This is a genomic window from Microcoleus sp. S13_B4 (assembly GCF_036700885.1).
Classification (GTDB): domain Bacteria; phylum Cyanobacteriota; class Cyanobacteriia; order Cyanobacteriales; family Microcoleaceae; genus Microcoleus.
The window spans coordinates 131,874-148,916 of record NZ_JAUBPU010000007.1; the positions used below are offsets into that span (position 1 = coordinate 131,874).

10 protein-coding genes are annotated in these 17,043 nt (G+C 46.9%); 6 read left to right on the forward strand and 4 right to left on the reverse strand.

The features are described from left to right. Nucleotides 1-50: 50 nt before the first annotated feature. The 3 genes from QT994_RS06900 to QT994_RS06910 form a co-directional block, all read right to left on the reverse strand. On the reverse strand, nucleotides 51-1,922 hold the full coding sequence (locus tag QT994_RS06900) for an ABC-ATPase domain-containing protein (RefSeq protein WP_333172829.1): 1,872 nt from the start codon (nucleotides 1,920-1,922) through the stop codon (nucleotides 51-53). 150 nt (nucleotides 1,923-2,072) lie between these two features. Beyond that, entirely contained in the window at nucleotides 2,073-3,113 is a 1,041-nt protein-coding gene (locus tag QT994_RS06905; RefSeq protein ID WP_333172832.1) for a M28 family peptidase, read from the reverse strand. A gap of 355 nt (nucleotides 3,114-3,468) precedes the next feature. Then, nucleotides 3,469-4,047, reverse strand: a complete 579-nt coding sequence (locus QT994_RS06910) for a hypothetical protein (protein ID WP_333172834.1) — start codon at nucleotides 4,045-4,047, stop codon at nucleotides 3,469-3,471. A 761-nt stretch (nucleotides 4,048-4,808) separates the two neighbouring features. Between QT994_RS06910 and QT994_RS06915 the strand changes: the two genes are divergently transcribed. Further along, on the forward strand, nucleotides 4,809-7,736 hold the full coding sequence (locus QT994_RS06915; protein ID WP_333172836.1) for an EAL domain-containing protein: 2,928 nt from the start codon (nucleotides 4,809-4,811) through the stop codon (nucleotides 7,734-7,736). 379 nt (nucleotides 7,737-8,115) lie between these two features. After that, complete coding sequence (gene glgP / locus QT994_RS06920) at nucleotides 8,116-10,674, forward strand: alpha-glucan family phosphorylase (RefSeq protein ID WP_333045332.1); 2,559 nt, start codon at nucleotides 8,116-8,118, stop codon at nucleotides 10,672-10,674. Between the two features lie 823 nt (nucleotides 10,675-11,497). On the opposite strand, the gene mnmG is transcribed toward glgP, so the two are convergent. Then, nucleotides 11,498-13,414, reverse strand: coding sequence for a tRNA uridine-5-carboxymethylaminomethyl(34) synthesis enzyme MnmG (gene mnmG / locus QT994_RS06925; RefSeq protein ID WP_333172839.1), 1,917 nt, complete (start codon nucleotides 13,412-13,414; stop codon nucleotides 11,498-11,500). Between the two features lie 566 nt (nucleotides 13,415-13,980). Here mnmG and QT994_RS06930 point away from each other — a divergent pair. The 4 genes from QT994_RS06930 to nrdR all read left to right on the forward strand — a co-directional run bounded on the left by QT994_RS06930 (nucleotide 13,981) and on the right by nrdR (nucleotide 17,029). Next, a complete protein-coding gene (locus QT994_RS06930) occupies nucleotides 13,981-14,310 on the forward strand; it encodes a hypothetical protein (protein WP_333045336.1) in 330 nt (109 codons plus the stop codon). 198 nt (nucleotides 14,311-14,508) lie between these two features. After that, on the forward strand, nucleotides 14,509-16,038 hold the full coding sequence (gene psbB / locus QT994_RS06935; RefSeq protein WP_333172841.1) for a photosystem II chlorophyll-binding protein CP47: 1,530 nt from the start codon (nucleotides 14,509-14,511) through the stop codon (nucleotides 16,036-16,038). 143 nt (nucleotides 16,039-16,181) lie between these two features. After that, nucleotides 16,182-16,277, forward strand: coding sequence for a photosystem II reaction center protein T (locus QT994_RS06940; protein ID WP_006635641.1), 96 nt, complete (start codon nucleotides 16,182-16,184; stop codon nucleotides 16,275-16,277). A 194-nt stretch (nucleotides 16,278-16,471) separates the two neighbouring features. Then, a complete protein-coding gene (gene nrdR / locus QT994_RS06945; protein WP_333172843.1) occupies nucleotides 16,472-17,029 on the forward strand; it encodes a transcriptional regulator NrdR in 558 nt (185 codons plus the stop codon). The last annotated feature ends 14 nt before the right edge of the window (nucleotides 17,030-17,043 follow it).

The window sequence follows — 17,043 nt, forward strand, 5'->3', positions numbered from 1 at the left end:
TTTGTCAGCATATCAAAAGTAAGGCAACAATCCACTTATATTAAGCAAGTCTACTTAGCAACAACCGACAAACTGCGAAGCCGATTAATTGCCGCAGCTAATTCAAACCGTCGAAACATGGCAAAATCTCCTTCAGGAAAAGGCGATAAAATATCCATCCCCTGCGCGTCAATATCTGCCATCACCAAATCTATGATTTCCGACAAAGTGCGTTTCCCGTCCATGTATTGCTGCTTAGCATAAACCATTGCCGCAGCGATCGCCCTTAACTGTCCGCTGTCCACAATTTGTTCAACAGCACCCAAATCAATATCCTCAGTTCCGAAAGCCAATTCATCAACATCGCGCACCTTCACCCGCACATCTCGCCGTCCCCGAGTCGGATCTAAACTAGCAGGAATCGGCACTCTTAAAGTAATCTCACCAAAATTTTCTCCCCCTTCAGCAGCGCGGCTAATCGAGTAATTTTTAGCAATTTCTTTAGCTTTTTCCGTCACATTATATGCTTGAAAATTATCCAGTGCAATCACAGTATCTGCCACATCAAAATAATCGCCGCTTCCGCCCATGACTAAAATAGTCGATACGCCATAATCCGCATACAATTGTCTCACTTTATCAATAAACGGGGTAATCGGTTCCTTATCCTTAGCGATGAGTTCCTGCATTCGGCGATCGCGAATCATAAAATTAGTCGCCGCCGTATCCTCATCAACTAATAAAACAGGCACTAAATCCCCTTCTGAAATAGCCACTAATTGCCTCTCTAAAACCAAACACTGAGCTTCTTCCTTCTTCCCTCTTCCTTCTTCCTTCTTCTCTCTTCCCTCTTCCCTCTTCCTTCTTCCTTCTTCCTTCTTCCTTATCCCCACTTCCAAAGCCTCAATAATATTAGCAGCTTGCGAGGTGCTACCGCTCGCATTTTCAGTATAAAATTGTGCAGTATCTCTACCTTGTGGCAAGTGGTTAATAAAAGGCGAAATATCAACTCCCGCAACACTTCTCCCATCTTCCGCTCTAATTTTCACCGCTGCCGGATTAGTCACCACAAATTCCCGACCATCTCCCGGAATTCGGTTGTAAACTCCCAGCTCAATCGCCCTGAGTAAAGTTGATTTGCCGTGATAGCCACCGCCAACAATCAAAGTAATGCCAGCGGGAATACCCATACCGGAAATCAAACCGCGATTCGGACAATTAAACTCAACTTTTAACGACCGCGGCGACTGAAAAGCCACAGCATTATTTAACAAAGGACTGTTGTCAACACCGCTGCGGCGGGGTAAAATAGAACCGTCAGCCACAAACGCAACTAATCCGTTTTCAGCTAACTGTTCCCGCAGCCAGTCAGCATCTTCTACAGTTTCAAGATGACGGCGACATTCAGCAGCATTTAAGTTAGCATACTTCAGAGATTTGCTGACAATTTTCGGGATATCTTCGCACAGCATTTCAGCAGCTTGTCGCCCTAAAATACTACGTCCACTCGCTGGAAGTCCGACGGCAAATCGCAGTTCAACTCCTCCTAAATCTTCAAGATCGGATGTATTTGAGGAAATGATAAATGCGGAAGTTCGCTCTAAAACTTCTTGTCCGAAGCGAGTCACTGCAATCAAACCGCTGTTCCCAGTGCCGCGCTTGCTGCTGATGCTGTAGGCTGCTTTGTCAAACTGGCGAGTTAGGTAATCTCGCAAGGCTATTTCTCGACTGCGAGAATTGAAAAGTTCGCGGGGAAGTTGAGCAATGTTTGGCGGAACTCGCACTCTAAATTTACTGGGAGAAGCAAACGGATCTCCCTGCACGTAATCAATAATTAATGTGAATTCAGAAAAGTCGTAGTTACCTTGAATGTCTTTGTATGCTTTGTATCCTCGATTGTCTAGTTGCAGTAAATGCCGTTGTAGGCTTTCTTTGTTAGTCATTTGTTATTTGTTATTGGTTATTTAGCTCATTCCTTGGCAGAGCCTAGTAACCGATTTCCCGAGGCAGAGCCTCGCTTGCTTTGCGTGGGAAAATCGGAAGCCTACCCTCCGGCTCTGCCTGGTAACGACTAGATTACCCATTACCAATTACTAATTACCTAATTCCAATAATTTAGCCACGGCATTGACAACAATTTGAGCAGAACCGGCGAAAAAAGGTCTATCGATAGTTGCTAATGTATCGCTAGATTGGTGATAGTGGGGCGATCGCAAATTGGCAGTATCCGTCACCAACACAGCACCAATTCCTTTATACCAGAAAGGCGCGTGGTCGCTCCGCAAAACATCGGGAGTCAGCAACCCTTTCAGGGGAACCGGCAGCGCCACCACCGCAGGCAAATCGGCTTTTCCCGACTCCGCAAAACTCTTCAATAGCAGCGGATGTTCCGCATCCCCAATCACAGCGATAAACTCGCCTTTGTCGGGAGATTTTACCCCCGATGCTTCTAGAAAAGGTTGCGCTGTCAATCCTTCGGGATATTGCTGGCATCTGGGGGTGTGGCAGGCATAACCTACCATATCTAGGACGATCGCTCCCTGCAAATTTTTTAACCGCGCGTCGCTACCTGTAAATGCTAAACTGCCTAAAAGTCCGAGTTCTTCCCTGTCGAAAAATGCTACTTGCAATGTCCGCGGCGTAGGGCGAGAACCCAGCAATCTTGCTACTTCTAAAACTACTGCAACTCCCGTCGCATTGTCGTCAGCGCCTGGGGAGTTTGGTACAGTATCGTAGTGTGCTGCCACTAAAATTGCCCCGGCGTTTGAGTCACTGCCTTTTCTCTCAGCAAAGACGTTGATTCCGCGATCGAACCGCTGTAACTCTGCAGACAATCCTAATGTTTGCAGTTGTTTAGAAATGTAATCTCTAGTAAAAGAGCGAGATCCTTCTCCCTCACGTTCTCCTCCTAAAGTCTCAACGTGTTTCCACAACCGGGACGGGTCAATTTGGGGTAGAGAAAAAGCATTTTTTTCAGCAGGAAGCGGTAAGGGAGACGGGTTTTGAGAAGTGTGGATATTGCGATCGATTGAAACTTCCGGTACAGCCGACAACCGCTGCCACGAGTCAGAACGCCAACCCACAGCCGCCACCGCAACCAGAATAAATAGCGCTATCCAAATCAATTGTTTCATCAGTAAGTCTATTTGAGATTTTAGACAGGGCTTACGCACTCCTCACTCTCATCAAGCGGGTTTTTAGCAGGAGGGAGGGTTGCAATGAAGTCTTTCCGTACAACCCGGTTTATCTGTCTAGGACTGTTAGATTTTAGATTTTATCTTGATACCAGAGTGAAAAATAAACGGGTTTCAAAAAATGAAACTAAAAACTCCACATTAGCTGCGGCAGAGGCTGTTTTGTGTTTTTTATTTACCTAATAAAGCAGGTAAAAACCTGTGAATGTCGCCGTCGAAAGTGTATTGCTTATTGCGTCATTCGACCGCGACATTAAATCCTACTCATCCAGGATTCAAAATGCACAAGTCAAAACTACTTTTTGTCCCACTCAATCTCCTTGTTTTCCAATATCAAGCCGCTGCTGCTGGGAAAAGCATAAGGAATAGTTTGGGCAGAAAATTCAACTATTTGAGTTGGTTGTTGAAACCACTCGGAATAACTCGGATTGAGTTGATCGTACAGTGCTTTTAAAGCTTGGATTTCTGTCTCTAGCTGCGCTGCTGCTTGATTGATTCTGCGAGCTTGTGCTTGCAAGCGTTTTTCCCCGGTTTGAACGTGGTTTTCTACTTCTTGCCAGTGCTGTCCGGCCAGCAATTTGTCTAGTTCACCTTGTTTGTAATTGAGTAAAGCCTGTTTTGGCTGCAATTGCTTTTCAATATTTTTAGTCTCTCGGTCAATTTGCTGGATTTGCTGCAACCACTGCTCCCCAAAAGCAGCAGTTTGCTGGTGGAACTCAGCAATGGCTTCAGGAGTATTATTTTTGGGAAAACTGACCGCCACTCGGCACTCAGAGCGCTGTACGCCAAGTTTTTCCCGCGACTCTTGCAGGGCGGTAACTTCTGCTTGCAGCGCGCGGACTTCTTTTTGGAGTTCTGGGATGGTCTGACTCATGGGTTCAATTAGGGGACCTCTGCATCGATTTTAGGCTAATTATTTATTTTTCTAACAAATCCCGGTCGCATTCTTGCCGGAAGTATCTAATTTTAGCGCTCCCAGCCGATGTATAGGTATAATGGCGGATAATTTGTGGCAAAATGGCTGATGACATATTTTAAATTAAGATTAAAATGGTAATTAGTTATAAATCTAACTTATTAGGTGGGCAAAAAAATATTTACAGATCCACATAAATTAAGGGTGGCTGGGTTTTCCTAGGGTAGAGCAAGTTCGGCTAAATTTTTTGAGATTTATGATTGCTAAAAAGCTTTATTTGAAATTAGGAAATAGAGCACATGAAAATAATTTTTCAATTAATATTGGGATATTTAGCGGTGGCTATTTTTGGTGTGGAATGTGGCCTAAATCCAAAAATATTATCGACAAGTCTAGCAGATGGGCATGGCCCTCCCCCTGTAGAAGGGATTTGGATTCTGTCTCAGAAACATAGCTATTTGCGCTTGGCATCTCGCCCCCTTACTTCTATAAGAGCCTCATTATTTGGGGATAAGTTATCCCCAAATGAACCCGTAAATTTACCGATTTACAATTATATACCATCTCAGGATACTCCGCGAAAAAAACCTACTCTTAGGTTAGCCATAATCGGTCATTATCTAGTTTTTATTTGTGTAGTAATCTCATTAGTGATCAGGGGTAAAACAGTAAATAGCTTATCTAAGATGATGGGGTTAATCAAAGCCAAGTCTGAAACAGTGAAGAACAAGTTACCAGAAGGAGAAAAAGTGTTGTATCCAAAAAAAGAACAGGATATCTGGGATACTATTGCCCAAATGACCCAAGATTTACAGCAAACTGCCGAATATGCCCTCGATATTTGCGAGGAAATGAACGTCTCGATAATTGCTACCACCCCAGGCGGTCATATCCTGTCGTTAAACCAAGCTACCTGTAAACTTTTGGGATACTCTAAAAAAGAGTTGTTAGGTAAATCAATAGCCGGAATTTTTAAGAAAACTGAATCACCTGCCCCCGAGTTAGAAGTAGTAAATTTAACAGCGGAAGGTTCTGTCCGCAACGTCGAAAAAGTCTACCTTTCCAAACAGCGAAAAAAAATAATTGTACTGCTTTCGATTTCAATTATTCGCGACGGCAAAGGCAAGGTCAGCGGCCAGTTGTACATAGCACAAGATATTACCGATAGCAAGCGGGCGGAAAGAAATTTGCGGCGCAGTGAAAAAAAGTTTCGGCAACTGATAGAAACTGTTAATGCTGTGGCATTTATCTATCACCGCCAACAGTTGCGCTATGTCAATGCTCAGACAGAAGCTCTGACAGGATATACTCGCGAAGAATTGCTAGCATTGGATTTATACGACTTAATTCATCGAGATTTTCTAGAAATAGTTAAAAAATGGGGTATCTCCAGGCACGCGCGCTCAAGTGCAGGCTCAAAATATGAATTAATAATAGTCACGAAAACCGGAGAAATGCGCTGGATAGAAGCAACTGTAGATATTATTAAATTTGAGAGAAAAGCGTCAATATTAATCACAGCTTTTGACATCAGCGATCGCAAATTAGCAGAGTTAGAACTAGAAACATCTCTTTCGTTGCTTCAAGCAACCATTGAATCTACTGCTGACGGCATTCTGGCGGTTGATAGTGTAGGAAAAGTTCTCACCTTTAACCGCAAGTTTGCCAAAATGTGGCAGTTGCCGGATTTCCTGCTCGATTCGAGAGATAACAAGCAAATTTGGGAGTTCGGAATCAACCAGTTAAAATACCCGGCAATATTTCTCAACCGTGCTAAAGAATTGTCCGATCGCCCCGCAGCAGAAAGTTACGATATCATCGAGTTTACAGATGGCAGAATCTTGGAGCGCTACTCGTTGCCGCAGCGCACGGGAGGCAAAATTACGGGTCGAGTATTCAGTTTTCGGGATGTAACGGAACGGGTGCAATCCGAAGAAAAACTACGCAAAAGCGAAGAACGCTTTCACCTGCTGACGAGGGCTACAAATGATGCCGTATGGGATTTTGATTTGTTAAAAAATGAGTATTGGTTGAGTAAAGAGTTTGAAAAAGTTTTTGGATACAAACTCAACGAAAGTCAAACTATAGAATTAGAATCGTGGTGGCTAAATATTCATCCCGAAGAACGGGAAAGAGTGATGTTAAGCTTCACCGAAGCAATGAACTCAGACGCTCAATGTTGGTCGGAAGAATACAGCTTTCACCGTGCAGACGGGGGATATGTTTTTGTGCTCGATCGCGGCTACATCATCCGCAATGAAAGTGGCAAAGCAGTACGGGCACTCGGCACGATGATGGACATTACTCAGCGCAAGCAAGCTGAAGAAATTATTCGCTATCAAGCTGTTTACGACCAACTCACCGGTTTACCGAACCGGATACTTTTTAACGAGCGGCTGCTGGCGTCCTTAAAACAAGCTAAACAAACCAAAAAAATGTTAGCTGTGATGTTTTTAGACTTGGACAGGTTCAAAAAGATTAATGATACACTAGGTCATGCTGCGGGCGATCGCCTGTTAGAATGTTTTGCCGGACGCATCAGCGACACTTTGCGATCGACTGATACGGTTGCCCGCTGGGGAGGCGACGAATTTACCATACTGCTTCCCGATATCAATTGCTTAGAAGATGCAGTTAAAACAGCTCAAAGAATACTCAACAATTTAAAGCCAGCATTTAAACTAGAAGGACAACCGTTTCATGTTAGCAGCAGCATCGGCATTGCTCTTTATCCAGATGATGGTGAAGATGCCGAAACTTTAGTCAAAAATGCCGATGCCGCCTTGTACCGCGCTAAAGAAATGGGAAGAAATAACTATCAGCTATATACTTCAACAATTAATCCCCAAGGCAGCCATTTACTAACTATAGAACAGAGGCTGCACGAGGCTTTAGAACAGGGAGAATTTGAGGTTTTCTACCAGCCAAAAGTCAACATTACTACTTGGAAAATTCAGGGCATGGAAGCCCTGCTGCGCTGGCAACATCCACAATTAGGTTTAGTTACTCCCGCTACATTTATTCCGATCGCCGAAGATAACGGATTAATTGTAGCTATAGGGGAATGGGTGCTGCAAACAGCCTGCACTCAAAATAAAGCTTGGCAGGATGCTTTGCAGCCAGATTTGCGGGTAGCAGTCAACGTTTCGGCTCGGCAGTTCCAGCAATTTAATTTAGTACAAATGGTAGCTAAGTGCTTGGAAAAAAGCGGTTTAGCACCCAAGTATTTAGAGTTAGAAATTACCGAGACTACAGCCATGCAAGATGTGGATTATACCACAAAAGTTCTCCGGGAGTTGCAGAATATGGGAGTGCAAATTGCGCTGGACGATTTCGGCACGGGTTATTGTTCTCTAAATTATCTCAAAAAGTTTCCCTTGAATATCTTAAAAATAGATAAATCCTTTGTCAGCGGACTGACGACTGATCCGTGCGAACGGGCGATCGCCAAGGCTGTAGCGACGCTGGGGCGAGATTTGAACTTGAGCGTAGTAGCAGAAGGAGTAGAAACTAAAGAGCAGTTGGAGTGTTTGCGCGAACTCCACTGTCAAGAAATTCAGGGTTATTATTTCAGCCCTGCCCTCTCGGCTGGCGATGCTAGCAAACTGTTGGGAAATTCTCTGTTGAGTAAAGTAAAAATTGCTTAATGAGTCATTAGTTATTAGTTATGGTTCTTGACCGCGAATCTTAGTCTCGCGACTTATTTTCCTCCGCTACACCCCCAACATCATCACTGCTAAAGCGCTGCGGCGAGCCTAAGTGGTCGGGCAATTCGTTAAGATTGTTGCCCAAAGCGTGATCCAGCGCTTTAACTTGAGAAATTGTCAGCTCAGGGGCATCAAGTCCTAAATCCCGCCACCGCAGTTAAAAGCTTAGCTAGGTTAGGGACAGAGCACGGCTTCGTGTGCTTAATGATGGTCGATCGCGATGCCCGCCCTTGTTAAAACTTAAAATAGTGTGCAGAATAACCGACTTGCGGCTAAAGACAGAGGAAAATATCGCTACTCCAACATAAAAGCTTTGTCTATGCAGCCGATTCGCACATTTAACGTTTCGCCCTCCCTACCAGCAATTCTCGAACCGCTACGCAAGCTTGCTTACAACTTGCACTGGGACTGGAACGTTGATACCAAAGACCTTTTCCGCCGCCTCGATCGAGACCTCTGGGACTCCAGCAACCAAAACCCAGTGCTGATGCTCGGAACCATATCTCAAGAGCGACTGCAAGAAATGGCAGAAGACGAAGGCTTCATTGCCCAAATGAACCGAGCAGCCCAGCAGTTAGACGATTATCTCAAAAATCGCGCCTGGTACCGCAAACAGCGCGGTACAGAGCAGAAAGAATGCTACGCTTACTTTTCGATGGAATTCGGCTTAGTTAAAGCCCTACCCATCTATTCCGGCGGTTTGGGCGTGCTCGCGGGCGACCACCTCAAATCAGCTAGCGATTTGGGCTTGCCCTTAGTCGGCGTTGGTTTGCTTTACCAAGAAGGCTATTTCTCGCAATATCTAAACGCCGACGGGTGGCAGCAAGAACGCTATCCGCTCAACGATTTCTACAATATGCCACTCCACCTGGAACGCAATCCCGACGGTTCGGAATTGCGGATTGAGGTAGACTATCCCGGCCGCAAGGTGTACGCCCGGATTTGGCGGGTACAAGTGGGAACGGTTCCTTTGTACCTAATGGATACAAATATTGAACCTAACAGCCGCTACGACCAAGATATTAGCGACCAACTGTACGGCGGTGACAAAACCCTGCGGATGCACCAAGAAATCATGCTGGGCATCGGCGGCGTGAAAATGCTCAAGGCCCTGGGCTTGACAGTCACTGCTTATCACATGAATGAAGGGCATGCGGCTTTCATGGCTTTGGAACGCATTCGCATGCTGATGGAGGAATATCACCTGAGTTTTGTGGAAGCGGAACAGGTGGTAGTTTCGAGCAGTATGTTTACGACTCACACGCCTGTGCCTGCTGGGTTTGACTTGTTCGAGCCGGATATGGTGATGCACTATCTCGGTCAGTATCCCAAGATTTTTGGCTTGTCGCAAGATGAGTTTCTGGGATTGGGCCGGGAGAATACTCGCGATTTGTCTGGGCCTCTGAATATGGCTATTTTGGCTATTAAAATGTCGAGTTTTGTCAACGGGGTGGCGGCTTTGCACGGTGTGGTGTCGCGCCCGATGTTTCAGGGTTTGTGGCCGGGTTTGCCGCAGGAAGAGGTGCCGATTACTTCGATTACGAATGGGGTTCACGCTCGCAGTTGTGTGGCGAAGTCTACTCAGGAGTTGTACGATCGATACCTCGGCCCGGACTGGGAAATGACCGGTAAGGACGATCGTCTCTGGGACAGGCTTCCGTCGATTCCTGATGAGGAATTGTGGCGCAATCACGAACGCTGTCGATCGGAGTTGGTGGTGTTCGCACGGGAGTGGCTGCAAAAGACTTTGCGCGAGCGCGGTGCGGCCCAAACGGAAATCGAAAACGCGCGGGAGGCTCTCGATCCGAAGGTGCTGACGATCGGGTTTGCGCGCCGCTTTGCTACTTACAAGCGGGCGACGCTATTTTTGCGCGATGTCGATCGAATTATGCGGATCATGCGGGACAAAAACCGCCCGGTGCAGTTTGTGATTGCTGGGAAAGCTCACCCGATGGATATTCCGGGTAAGGAATTGATTCGGGATATCGTTCACTTCATCCGCGAGCACGAGACGATGAGTTCGATGGTGTTTTTGCCGAACTACGACATTAACGTTGCTCGGATGATGGTGTCTGGCTGCGATGTGTGGCTGAATACGCCGCGCCGCCCGCGTGAGGCTTCGGGTACTTCGGGGATGAAAGCTTCGATGAATGGTTTGCCGAATCTGAGCATTCTTGACGGATGGTGGGATGAGGCTGATTATGTTCGTACCGGTTGGCCGATCGGACATGGGGAATTTTACGAAGATACTAAGTATCAGGATGAGGTCGAGGCGAATGCTTTGTACGACTTGATGGAAAAGGAAGTTGTACCGCTGTTTTACAACCGGGATACTGATGGAATTCCCCGCGGTTGGACGGCGAAAATGAAGGATTCTATTCGCTTGAATTGTCCTTTGTTCAATACTGCTCGGATGGTGAAAGATTACGCGCGGCGGGCATATTTCCCGGTGAGCGATCGATTCTTCACGATGACTTCGGATAATTGCGCTCCGGCCAAGGAGTTGTCTCACTGGAAGAAGCACGTTCTCGCGAAGTGGCACGATATTAAGATTGAGGCTGTTGATATTTCCCAGGATAAGGAAGTTAAGGTCAATCAATTGATCGCTGTTAAATCTCGGATTAATCTGATGGGATTGACGCCTGCGGATGTGCAAGTCGAACTTTATCAAGGTTCGGTTGATGCTAACGGAGATATTGTCGGTGGCGTGCCGGTGGTAATGGAGTATTTGGGAGAAGATGCTAACAATGCTAGCCTTTATACGGCTGATATTACTTATACTTCTAGCGGTTTGCAAGGTTTGTCGTTGCGGGTTTTGCCGAAGCACGACAATCTCAGCAGTCCTTATGAAGCTGGCGTGATTCTCTGGGCACATTAAAAGAAGGAAGAAGGAAGAGGGAAGAAGGAAGAAGGAAGAGGGAAGAAGGAAGAAAGAAGAAAGAAGATTCTCCCCCTGTCCCCCTCTCCCACTCACTTTCCCATTCAAGGAAGAGGGAAGAAGGAAGAAGGAAGAGGGAAGAAGGAAGAAGCAAGAAAAAAGATTCTCCCCCTGTCCCCCTCTCCCACTCACTTTCCCATTCTCCGACTCTCCTTATCTTCCTTGGGGAATGACTATGTAGCCGATTGTGCGATCGCCCAATACCAAATTCCGCTGTATTCCCAGTACCACCAGTGACCGCGTATATAAGCGTACAGCAAGGCATCTAGCTGGTCTTCTAAGGCTTTGAGGGTGGCAACACTGGTGGGGATTTCGGGGAGGTTTGAACCACAGATGAATGCTGATTCTTATGCAGGATGTTTGCGAAATTCTGATTGGGTTCGAGGATTGATCAATATCTACAATATACTGGCAGAGTTTCATCAATTAGAGTTGACATTCTGCCAGTTTTCCTTTTTGGTGGCGTTGCTGAATACAGGTATAAATTCAAGATTTCGGAATTTTTATAAGCCCAGTATGGTGAGTTTTGTAACTTCAGATAAAAGTTGATTCATACCGTAAATCAGCCAAGCCCAGAATCTATATCCCTCAATATGAAACCCGCGGAGCAAAATTGCTATAGCAATCCTCGCATCATTTGTGAATTTCTTACTCCCTCCCCTTGATAAGGGGAGGGTTGGGGTGGCTAAAAAGTTTACGACTCCTGCAAGGATTGCTATATTTCATAAAATTGAAGGTAGCCTTGAGAAACCTCTACTTTAGCTTATTTACCTACACCCGCTGGCTGCTGACGGTTTCGCACTTCCAGAAAAATCAACAAAGCATTAACATCAGCCGGATTTACCCCACCAATTCTGGCAGCTTGGCCAATCGTCAGCGGTTTCACCTTAGCCAACTTTTCCCGCGATTCTTTGGAGAGAGTTGTAATTGCCATGTAATCCAAATCTGCCGGCAATTGTCGGCGTTCGTGTCTGACAATTTCATCAATTTGATTTTGCTGTTTTTGCAGATAGCCAGAATATTTGATGTCAATTTCCGCACCCTCTTTCTCAGCCAACTTCAGACTAGAATTGCCTAAATTGTAGCGTTCCAAATCCACATAATGAAAACCAGGACGACGCAACAAATCAGCAAGAGTAATCGAACCTTTAATCGCTTGTTGAGTGCCAGCAAAAATTGCCTTGCCAACTTCCTCGTGCTCTTTCACCCGCATCGAGTACAAGCGTTCCTTCTCTGCCACAATATTAGCTTGTTTGCGATCGAACAACTCCCACCGGCGATCGTCAATCAAACCAATTTCCCGTCCCAGCGGAGTCAAGCGTTGGTCAGCATTGTCCGATCGCAATAATAGCCGATATTCCGATCGCGAAGTCAACATCCGGTAAGGTTCCCGCAAATCCTTCGTACACAAATCATCGATCAAAGTCCCGATATAACTTTGCTCGCGAGGAAACACAATCATCTCCTGATTTTTCGCAAACCGAGCCGCATTAATCCCCGCCACAATCCCCTGTGCAGCCGCCTCCTCATATCCAGTCGTACCGTTCACCTGACCCGCGCAAAACAGCCCTGCAATCTTCTTAGTCATCAGCGTTGGAAAGCACTGAGTTGCCGGCAAATAATCGTACTCCACAGCATAAGCAGGGCGCATCATCTCGCACTTTTCCAAACCCGGAAGAGTCCGCAACATTTGCAATTGCAAAGTTTCGGGTAAACCAGTCGAAAAACCTTGGATATAAAGTTCAGGAATATCCCTACCTTCCGGTTCAATAAAAATCTGGTGACTTTCCTTATCCGCAAACCGCACAATCTTATCTTCAATACTCGGACAATAGCGCGGCCCCTTCGCATCAACCCAGCCGCCGTAGACTGGAGAAAGGTGCAAATTATCTCTAATTAACTGGTGAGTTTCTGGCGTAGTTCTAGTTAGGTAACAAGGCATTTGTTCCCGTTCGATCCAAACTTCGGGGTCGAAACTAAACCAGCGAACCTCTGCATCTCCCGGCTGCGGTTCCAGGTTAGTGTAATCGAGAGTACGTTTGTCAACTCTTGCCGGAGTTCCAGTTTTTAACCTGCCAGTTTCAAAGCCCAAACGATTGAGAGTTTCCGTCAAACCAACGGCTGCAAATTCTCCCGCACGTCCGGCGGGCATCGACTTATTGCCTACCCAAATTGTGCCACCTAAAAAAGTGCCTGTGGTCAGAATTACTGCTTTGCATTCAAAAGCGACGCCAAAGTATGTTTCGACTCCGATTACTTCTTCGTTTTTGCCCAAAACTAAGTCAGTTACCATCGCTTCTCGGATGGTCAAATTCTCTTGGTTTTCAACAATATTATTCATCACAGCGGCGTATTCCCGCTTGTCAGTTTGTGCTCGCAGGGCCCACACTGCGGGGCCTCGTGAAGAGTTGAGGATGCGCTTTTGTAGATAAGTGCGATCGGCCATTTTGCCAATTTCTCCGCCTAACGCATCAACTTCGTTAGTAAGTTGGGTTTTAGCCGGGCCGCCGACAGCCGGATTGCAAGGTTGCCACGCAATTTTGTCGAGATTGAGGGTGAGGAGAAGGGTGCGACAGCCGAGGCGAGAAGTGGCGAGGGCGGCTTCGCAGCCGGAGTGCCCGCCACCTACTACGATGATGTCGAAACTGTCTTGGAATTGTACTGGAGTTTGTGCGGTCATGGTCTGCGTTTGAGCGGCAAGGACTCGTACTTGATTTTAGCAGTAATGTCGATCGTTTTGCGATTGGGTTTTTGGCAAAAATATTGGTGGGGGATTTTTAACCGCAGATGCACGCAGATGAACGCGGATGGATGTCTGGCTTAATCTGAATTTGGCTGGTTGATTAGGCTCAAATTCAGGCAGATTAATCGAGATTAACATTATGCGAGATTATTCGATCGACAGCCAGCCACCAAAAGAGCAAAAATACCACGACCTTGTTAGGGCCCGAAGGCACTTTGGAATGTTTAGAACTTCCAGATACAAGCGAGGCGCTGTCAGGAGTATTCCCCCTCGAAATGCTAGGAATTGCACACGACTTCAACAATCAAAGATCGGATATTTTGCAGATAGACCAGACAGAAAGCCCTCTCACAAGTAGGTAAATTTATCCCCAACAGCTACCAGATTACCTACATCTTCTCTATTCTTCCTTCGCGTCCCTCGCGACGAAAGCGGTTCAATCATTCCGTACAATTGCCGTTTTGCGTTATGTTAGACAAAAAAATCTCAACAAGCGTACACAAGTGAAATACTTCTTCTTATCCGACGGCTGGAAAGTAGGGCGCGTCTGGGGTGTAGGCGGCGAGTGGAGTCACGCCGCCTGGAGACGCCAGCCAGACATCCAACAGCTCAACCTCTGCCTTTGCGATCGCAACGAAAAAATGTGGCTCTACCGCGTAGAAGACGCTGTACTCATGGTAGAAGTCCAACCTGCAGTCTCTCCCGATCCTGCCGATCCCGCAAAAAATATCGGCAACGTTAAGCTCACCAGACTGATCGATGCCGAGCAAGTCCTCGAACGCCTCGGGACGATCGCCGCCCGCTGCGAAATGGGCAACCCGCAACTAATGTAATGTCCAACATATTGCAATCGGTTCTAACACTCGATACACTTCTTTAAATAACTTTCATTTTTATGCCTCCACCTTTGAAGGTAGATGGCAGTCGGCAAAAGGCAGAGTTTAAACCCTGCAGGTAACTGCTGGGGATTGAGAATCTGATTTTTCCGTAAAAATAGACATCATCACTTACACCTTGGAGAACCGCAGTCAATGGGACTACCCTGGTATCGCGTACACACAGTCGTCTTAAATGACCCAGGCCGATTGATTTCTGTACACTTAATGCACACTGCCCTCGTGGCAGGTTGGGCCGGCTCAATGGCCCTTTATGAATTAGCAGTTTTTGACCCTACAGACCCAGTTCTGAACCCGATGTGGCGTCAAGGGATGTTCGTGCTCCCGTTTATGACTCGCTTGGGAGTTACGGGTTCTTGGGGCGGTTGGAGCATCACCGGCGAAGGTAACGTTGATCCGGGCTTCTGGTCCTTTGAAGGCGTCGCCGTTGCTCACATCATCCTTTCGGGCCTGTTGTTCTTAGCAGCAGTTTGGCACTGGGTATTTTGGGACTTAGAACTTTTCAGAGACCCTCGCACCGGTGAACCAGCCCTCGACTTGCCAAAAATGTTTGGCATTCACCTGTTCCTCTCCGGCTTGCTTTGCTTCGGCTTCGGCGCATTTCACCTTTCGGGACTTTTCGGTCCGGGAATGTGGGTTTCCGACCCCTACGGCCTGACCGGTCACGTCCAGCCAGTGGCACCTGCTTGGGGCCCTGAAGGCTTTGACCCGTATAATCCGGGTGGCATCGTGGCTCACCACATTGCAGCGGGCGTAGTCGGCGTAATTGCCGGTTTGTTTCACTTGACAGTGCGGCCGCCGGAACGTCTTTACAAAGCCCTGCGGATGGGGAATATCGAAACTGTACTTTCTAGCAGTATCGCTGCCGTATTCTTTGCAGCTTTTGTGGTTGCGGGTACGATGTGGTACGGTTCTGCTGCTACTCCGATCGAACTTTTTGGCCCGACTCGCTATCAGTGGGACAGCGGCTATTTCCAACAAGAAATCGATCGCAGAGCCCAAGCTACCTTGGCCGGTGGCCAAGGCTTCCAAGAAGCTTACGAACAAATTCCTGAAAAATTGGCTTTCTACGACTACGTGGGCAACTCTCCTGCTAAAGGCGGTTTGTTCCGGGCCGGCGCGATGGTCAATGGCGACGGTATTGCCAAAAGCTGGCTGGGCCATCCAGTATTTACTGACAGCGAAGGTCGGGTATTGTCGGTTCGCCGCCTCCCCAACTTCTTTGAAACTTTCCCAGTGATTTTGACAGACAAAGATGGGGTCGTTCGCGCTGATATCCCCTTCCGCCGTGCTGAATCAAAATACAGCTTTGAACAAAGCGGAGTTACCGTCAGCTTCTACGGTGGCGAACTTAACGGTCAAACCTTTAATAATCCTCTAGATGTTAAGAAGTTTGCTCGCGCTGCTCAAAAAGGTGAAGTGTTTGATTTCGATCGTGAAACCTTGAACTCTGACGGGGTATTCCGCACTTCGACTCGCGGTTGGTTCACTTTCGGACACGTTTGCTTTGCTTTGCTATTCTTCTTCGGCCATATCTGGCACGGTTCTCGGACTATTTTCCGCGACGTGTTTGCTGGAGTTGAGGCTGACCTGGAAGAACAAGTCGAGTGGGGCCTGTTCCAAAAACTGGGCGACGTGACCACCAGAAGACAAGAACCTCTCTAAATTTCGCCAGCCTCTGGCTAGCCGGGACACTTCCCCGGTGTAAAAAAACCCGGTTTCTTGAAGAAACCGGGTTTTTTTAGTTAATAATAAAACCAGTAATTAAGATAAAATAATACGGCAAGGGAAGATAGGGAAAATTTAACATGGAAAGTGTTGCTTACATTTTGATTCTGGCTTTAGCCATAGGCGTACTATTTTTTGCGATCGCCTTTCGGGAACCTCCCCGGATTGGCAAATAATTAGCTATACGCCTCCAGCAAGTCCAAAATATCTTGAACCGGACTGCGGTTAGCCCGCATCATAGTGATCTAATTTGGTGCGGGACTATTTTACCGCTGATTGCTAAGTCATTTTTCTAGTCCAGCCATTCATCAGACCCCGCGCGGTTAGATGAGTGGCAATTTGCTGGCAATGCCTGTTAAAATCAGCAATCATGCGCTGTTCCTCCTGCCAACACACAAATAGTCGCGTTCTAGAATCGCGTTCAGCCGAATCAGGTCAAAGCATCCGTCGGCGGCGCGAGTGTTTGAGCTGTCAGCACCGCTTCACAACTTACGAACGCATAGAATTTGTGCCCATTACAGTGATCAAGCGGGATGGCAAGCGCGAATCTTTTGACAGGTCAAAATTAGTGAGGGGGCTGGTTCGGGCCTGCGAAAAAACTGGTTTGTCTTCCGGGCATCTCGAAACCCTGGCAGAAGAAATCGAGGCCCAACTCCAAGGTCGATCGCTCCGAGAAATCGCCAGTTCAGAAATTGGGGAACTGGTGCTGTTGCACCTGCGGCCGCTCAGCGAAGTCGCTTATGTCCGTTTTGCCTCCGTATATCGGCAATTTCGAGGCATCCGAGATTTTGTAGATACCCTAAATCACCTTCAGAATCCCCTCAACGAAGCTGAAGATACAGAAACTCGACCCAATTTTGACGCAGATTTGCCGGATGCGGAATCTGTCGATCGAGAAAGCCCCGCATCCTGCGCTAGTCCCAGCTAAGCTCGCTTAAATTA

Coding starts and splice junctions, on each gene's coding strand:
- QT994_RS06905 (WP_333172832.1), bottom strand. CDS start 3,113: ATGAAACAATTGATTTGGATAGCGCTATTTATTCTGGTTGCGGTGGCG.
- glgP (WP_333045332.1), top strand. CDS start 8,116: ATGCAGCCGATTCGCACATTTAACGTTTCGCCCTCCCTACCAGCAATT.
- QT994_RS06940 (WP_006635641.1), top strand. CDS start 16,182: ATGGAAAGTGTTGCTTACATTTTGATTCTGGCTTTAGCCATAGGCGTA.
- nrdR (WP_333172843.1), top strand. CDS start 16,472: ATGCGCTGTTCCTCCTGCCAACACACAAATAGTCGCGTTCTAGAATCG.
- mnmG (WP_333172839.1), bottom strand. CDS start 13,414: ATGACCGCACAAACTCCAGTACAATTCCAAGACAGTTTCGACATCATC.
- psbB (WP_333172841.1), top strand. CDS start 14,509: ATGGGACTACCCTGGTATCGCGTACACACAGTCGTCTTAAATGACCCA.
- QT994_RS06900 (WP_333172829.1), bottom strand. CDS start 1,922: ATGACTAACAAAGAAAGCCTACAACGGCATTTACTGCAACTAGACAAT.
- QT994_RS06910 (WP_333172834.1), bottom strand. CDS start 4,047: ATGAGTCAGACCATCCCAGAACTCCAAAAAGAAGTCCGCGCGCTGCAA.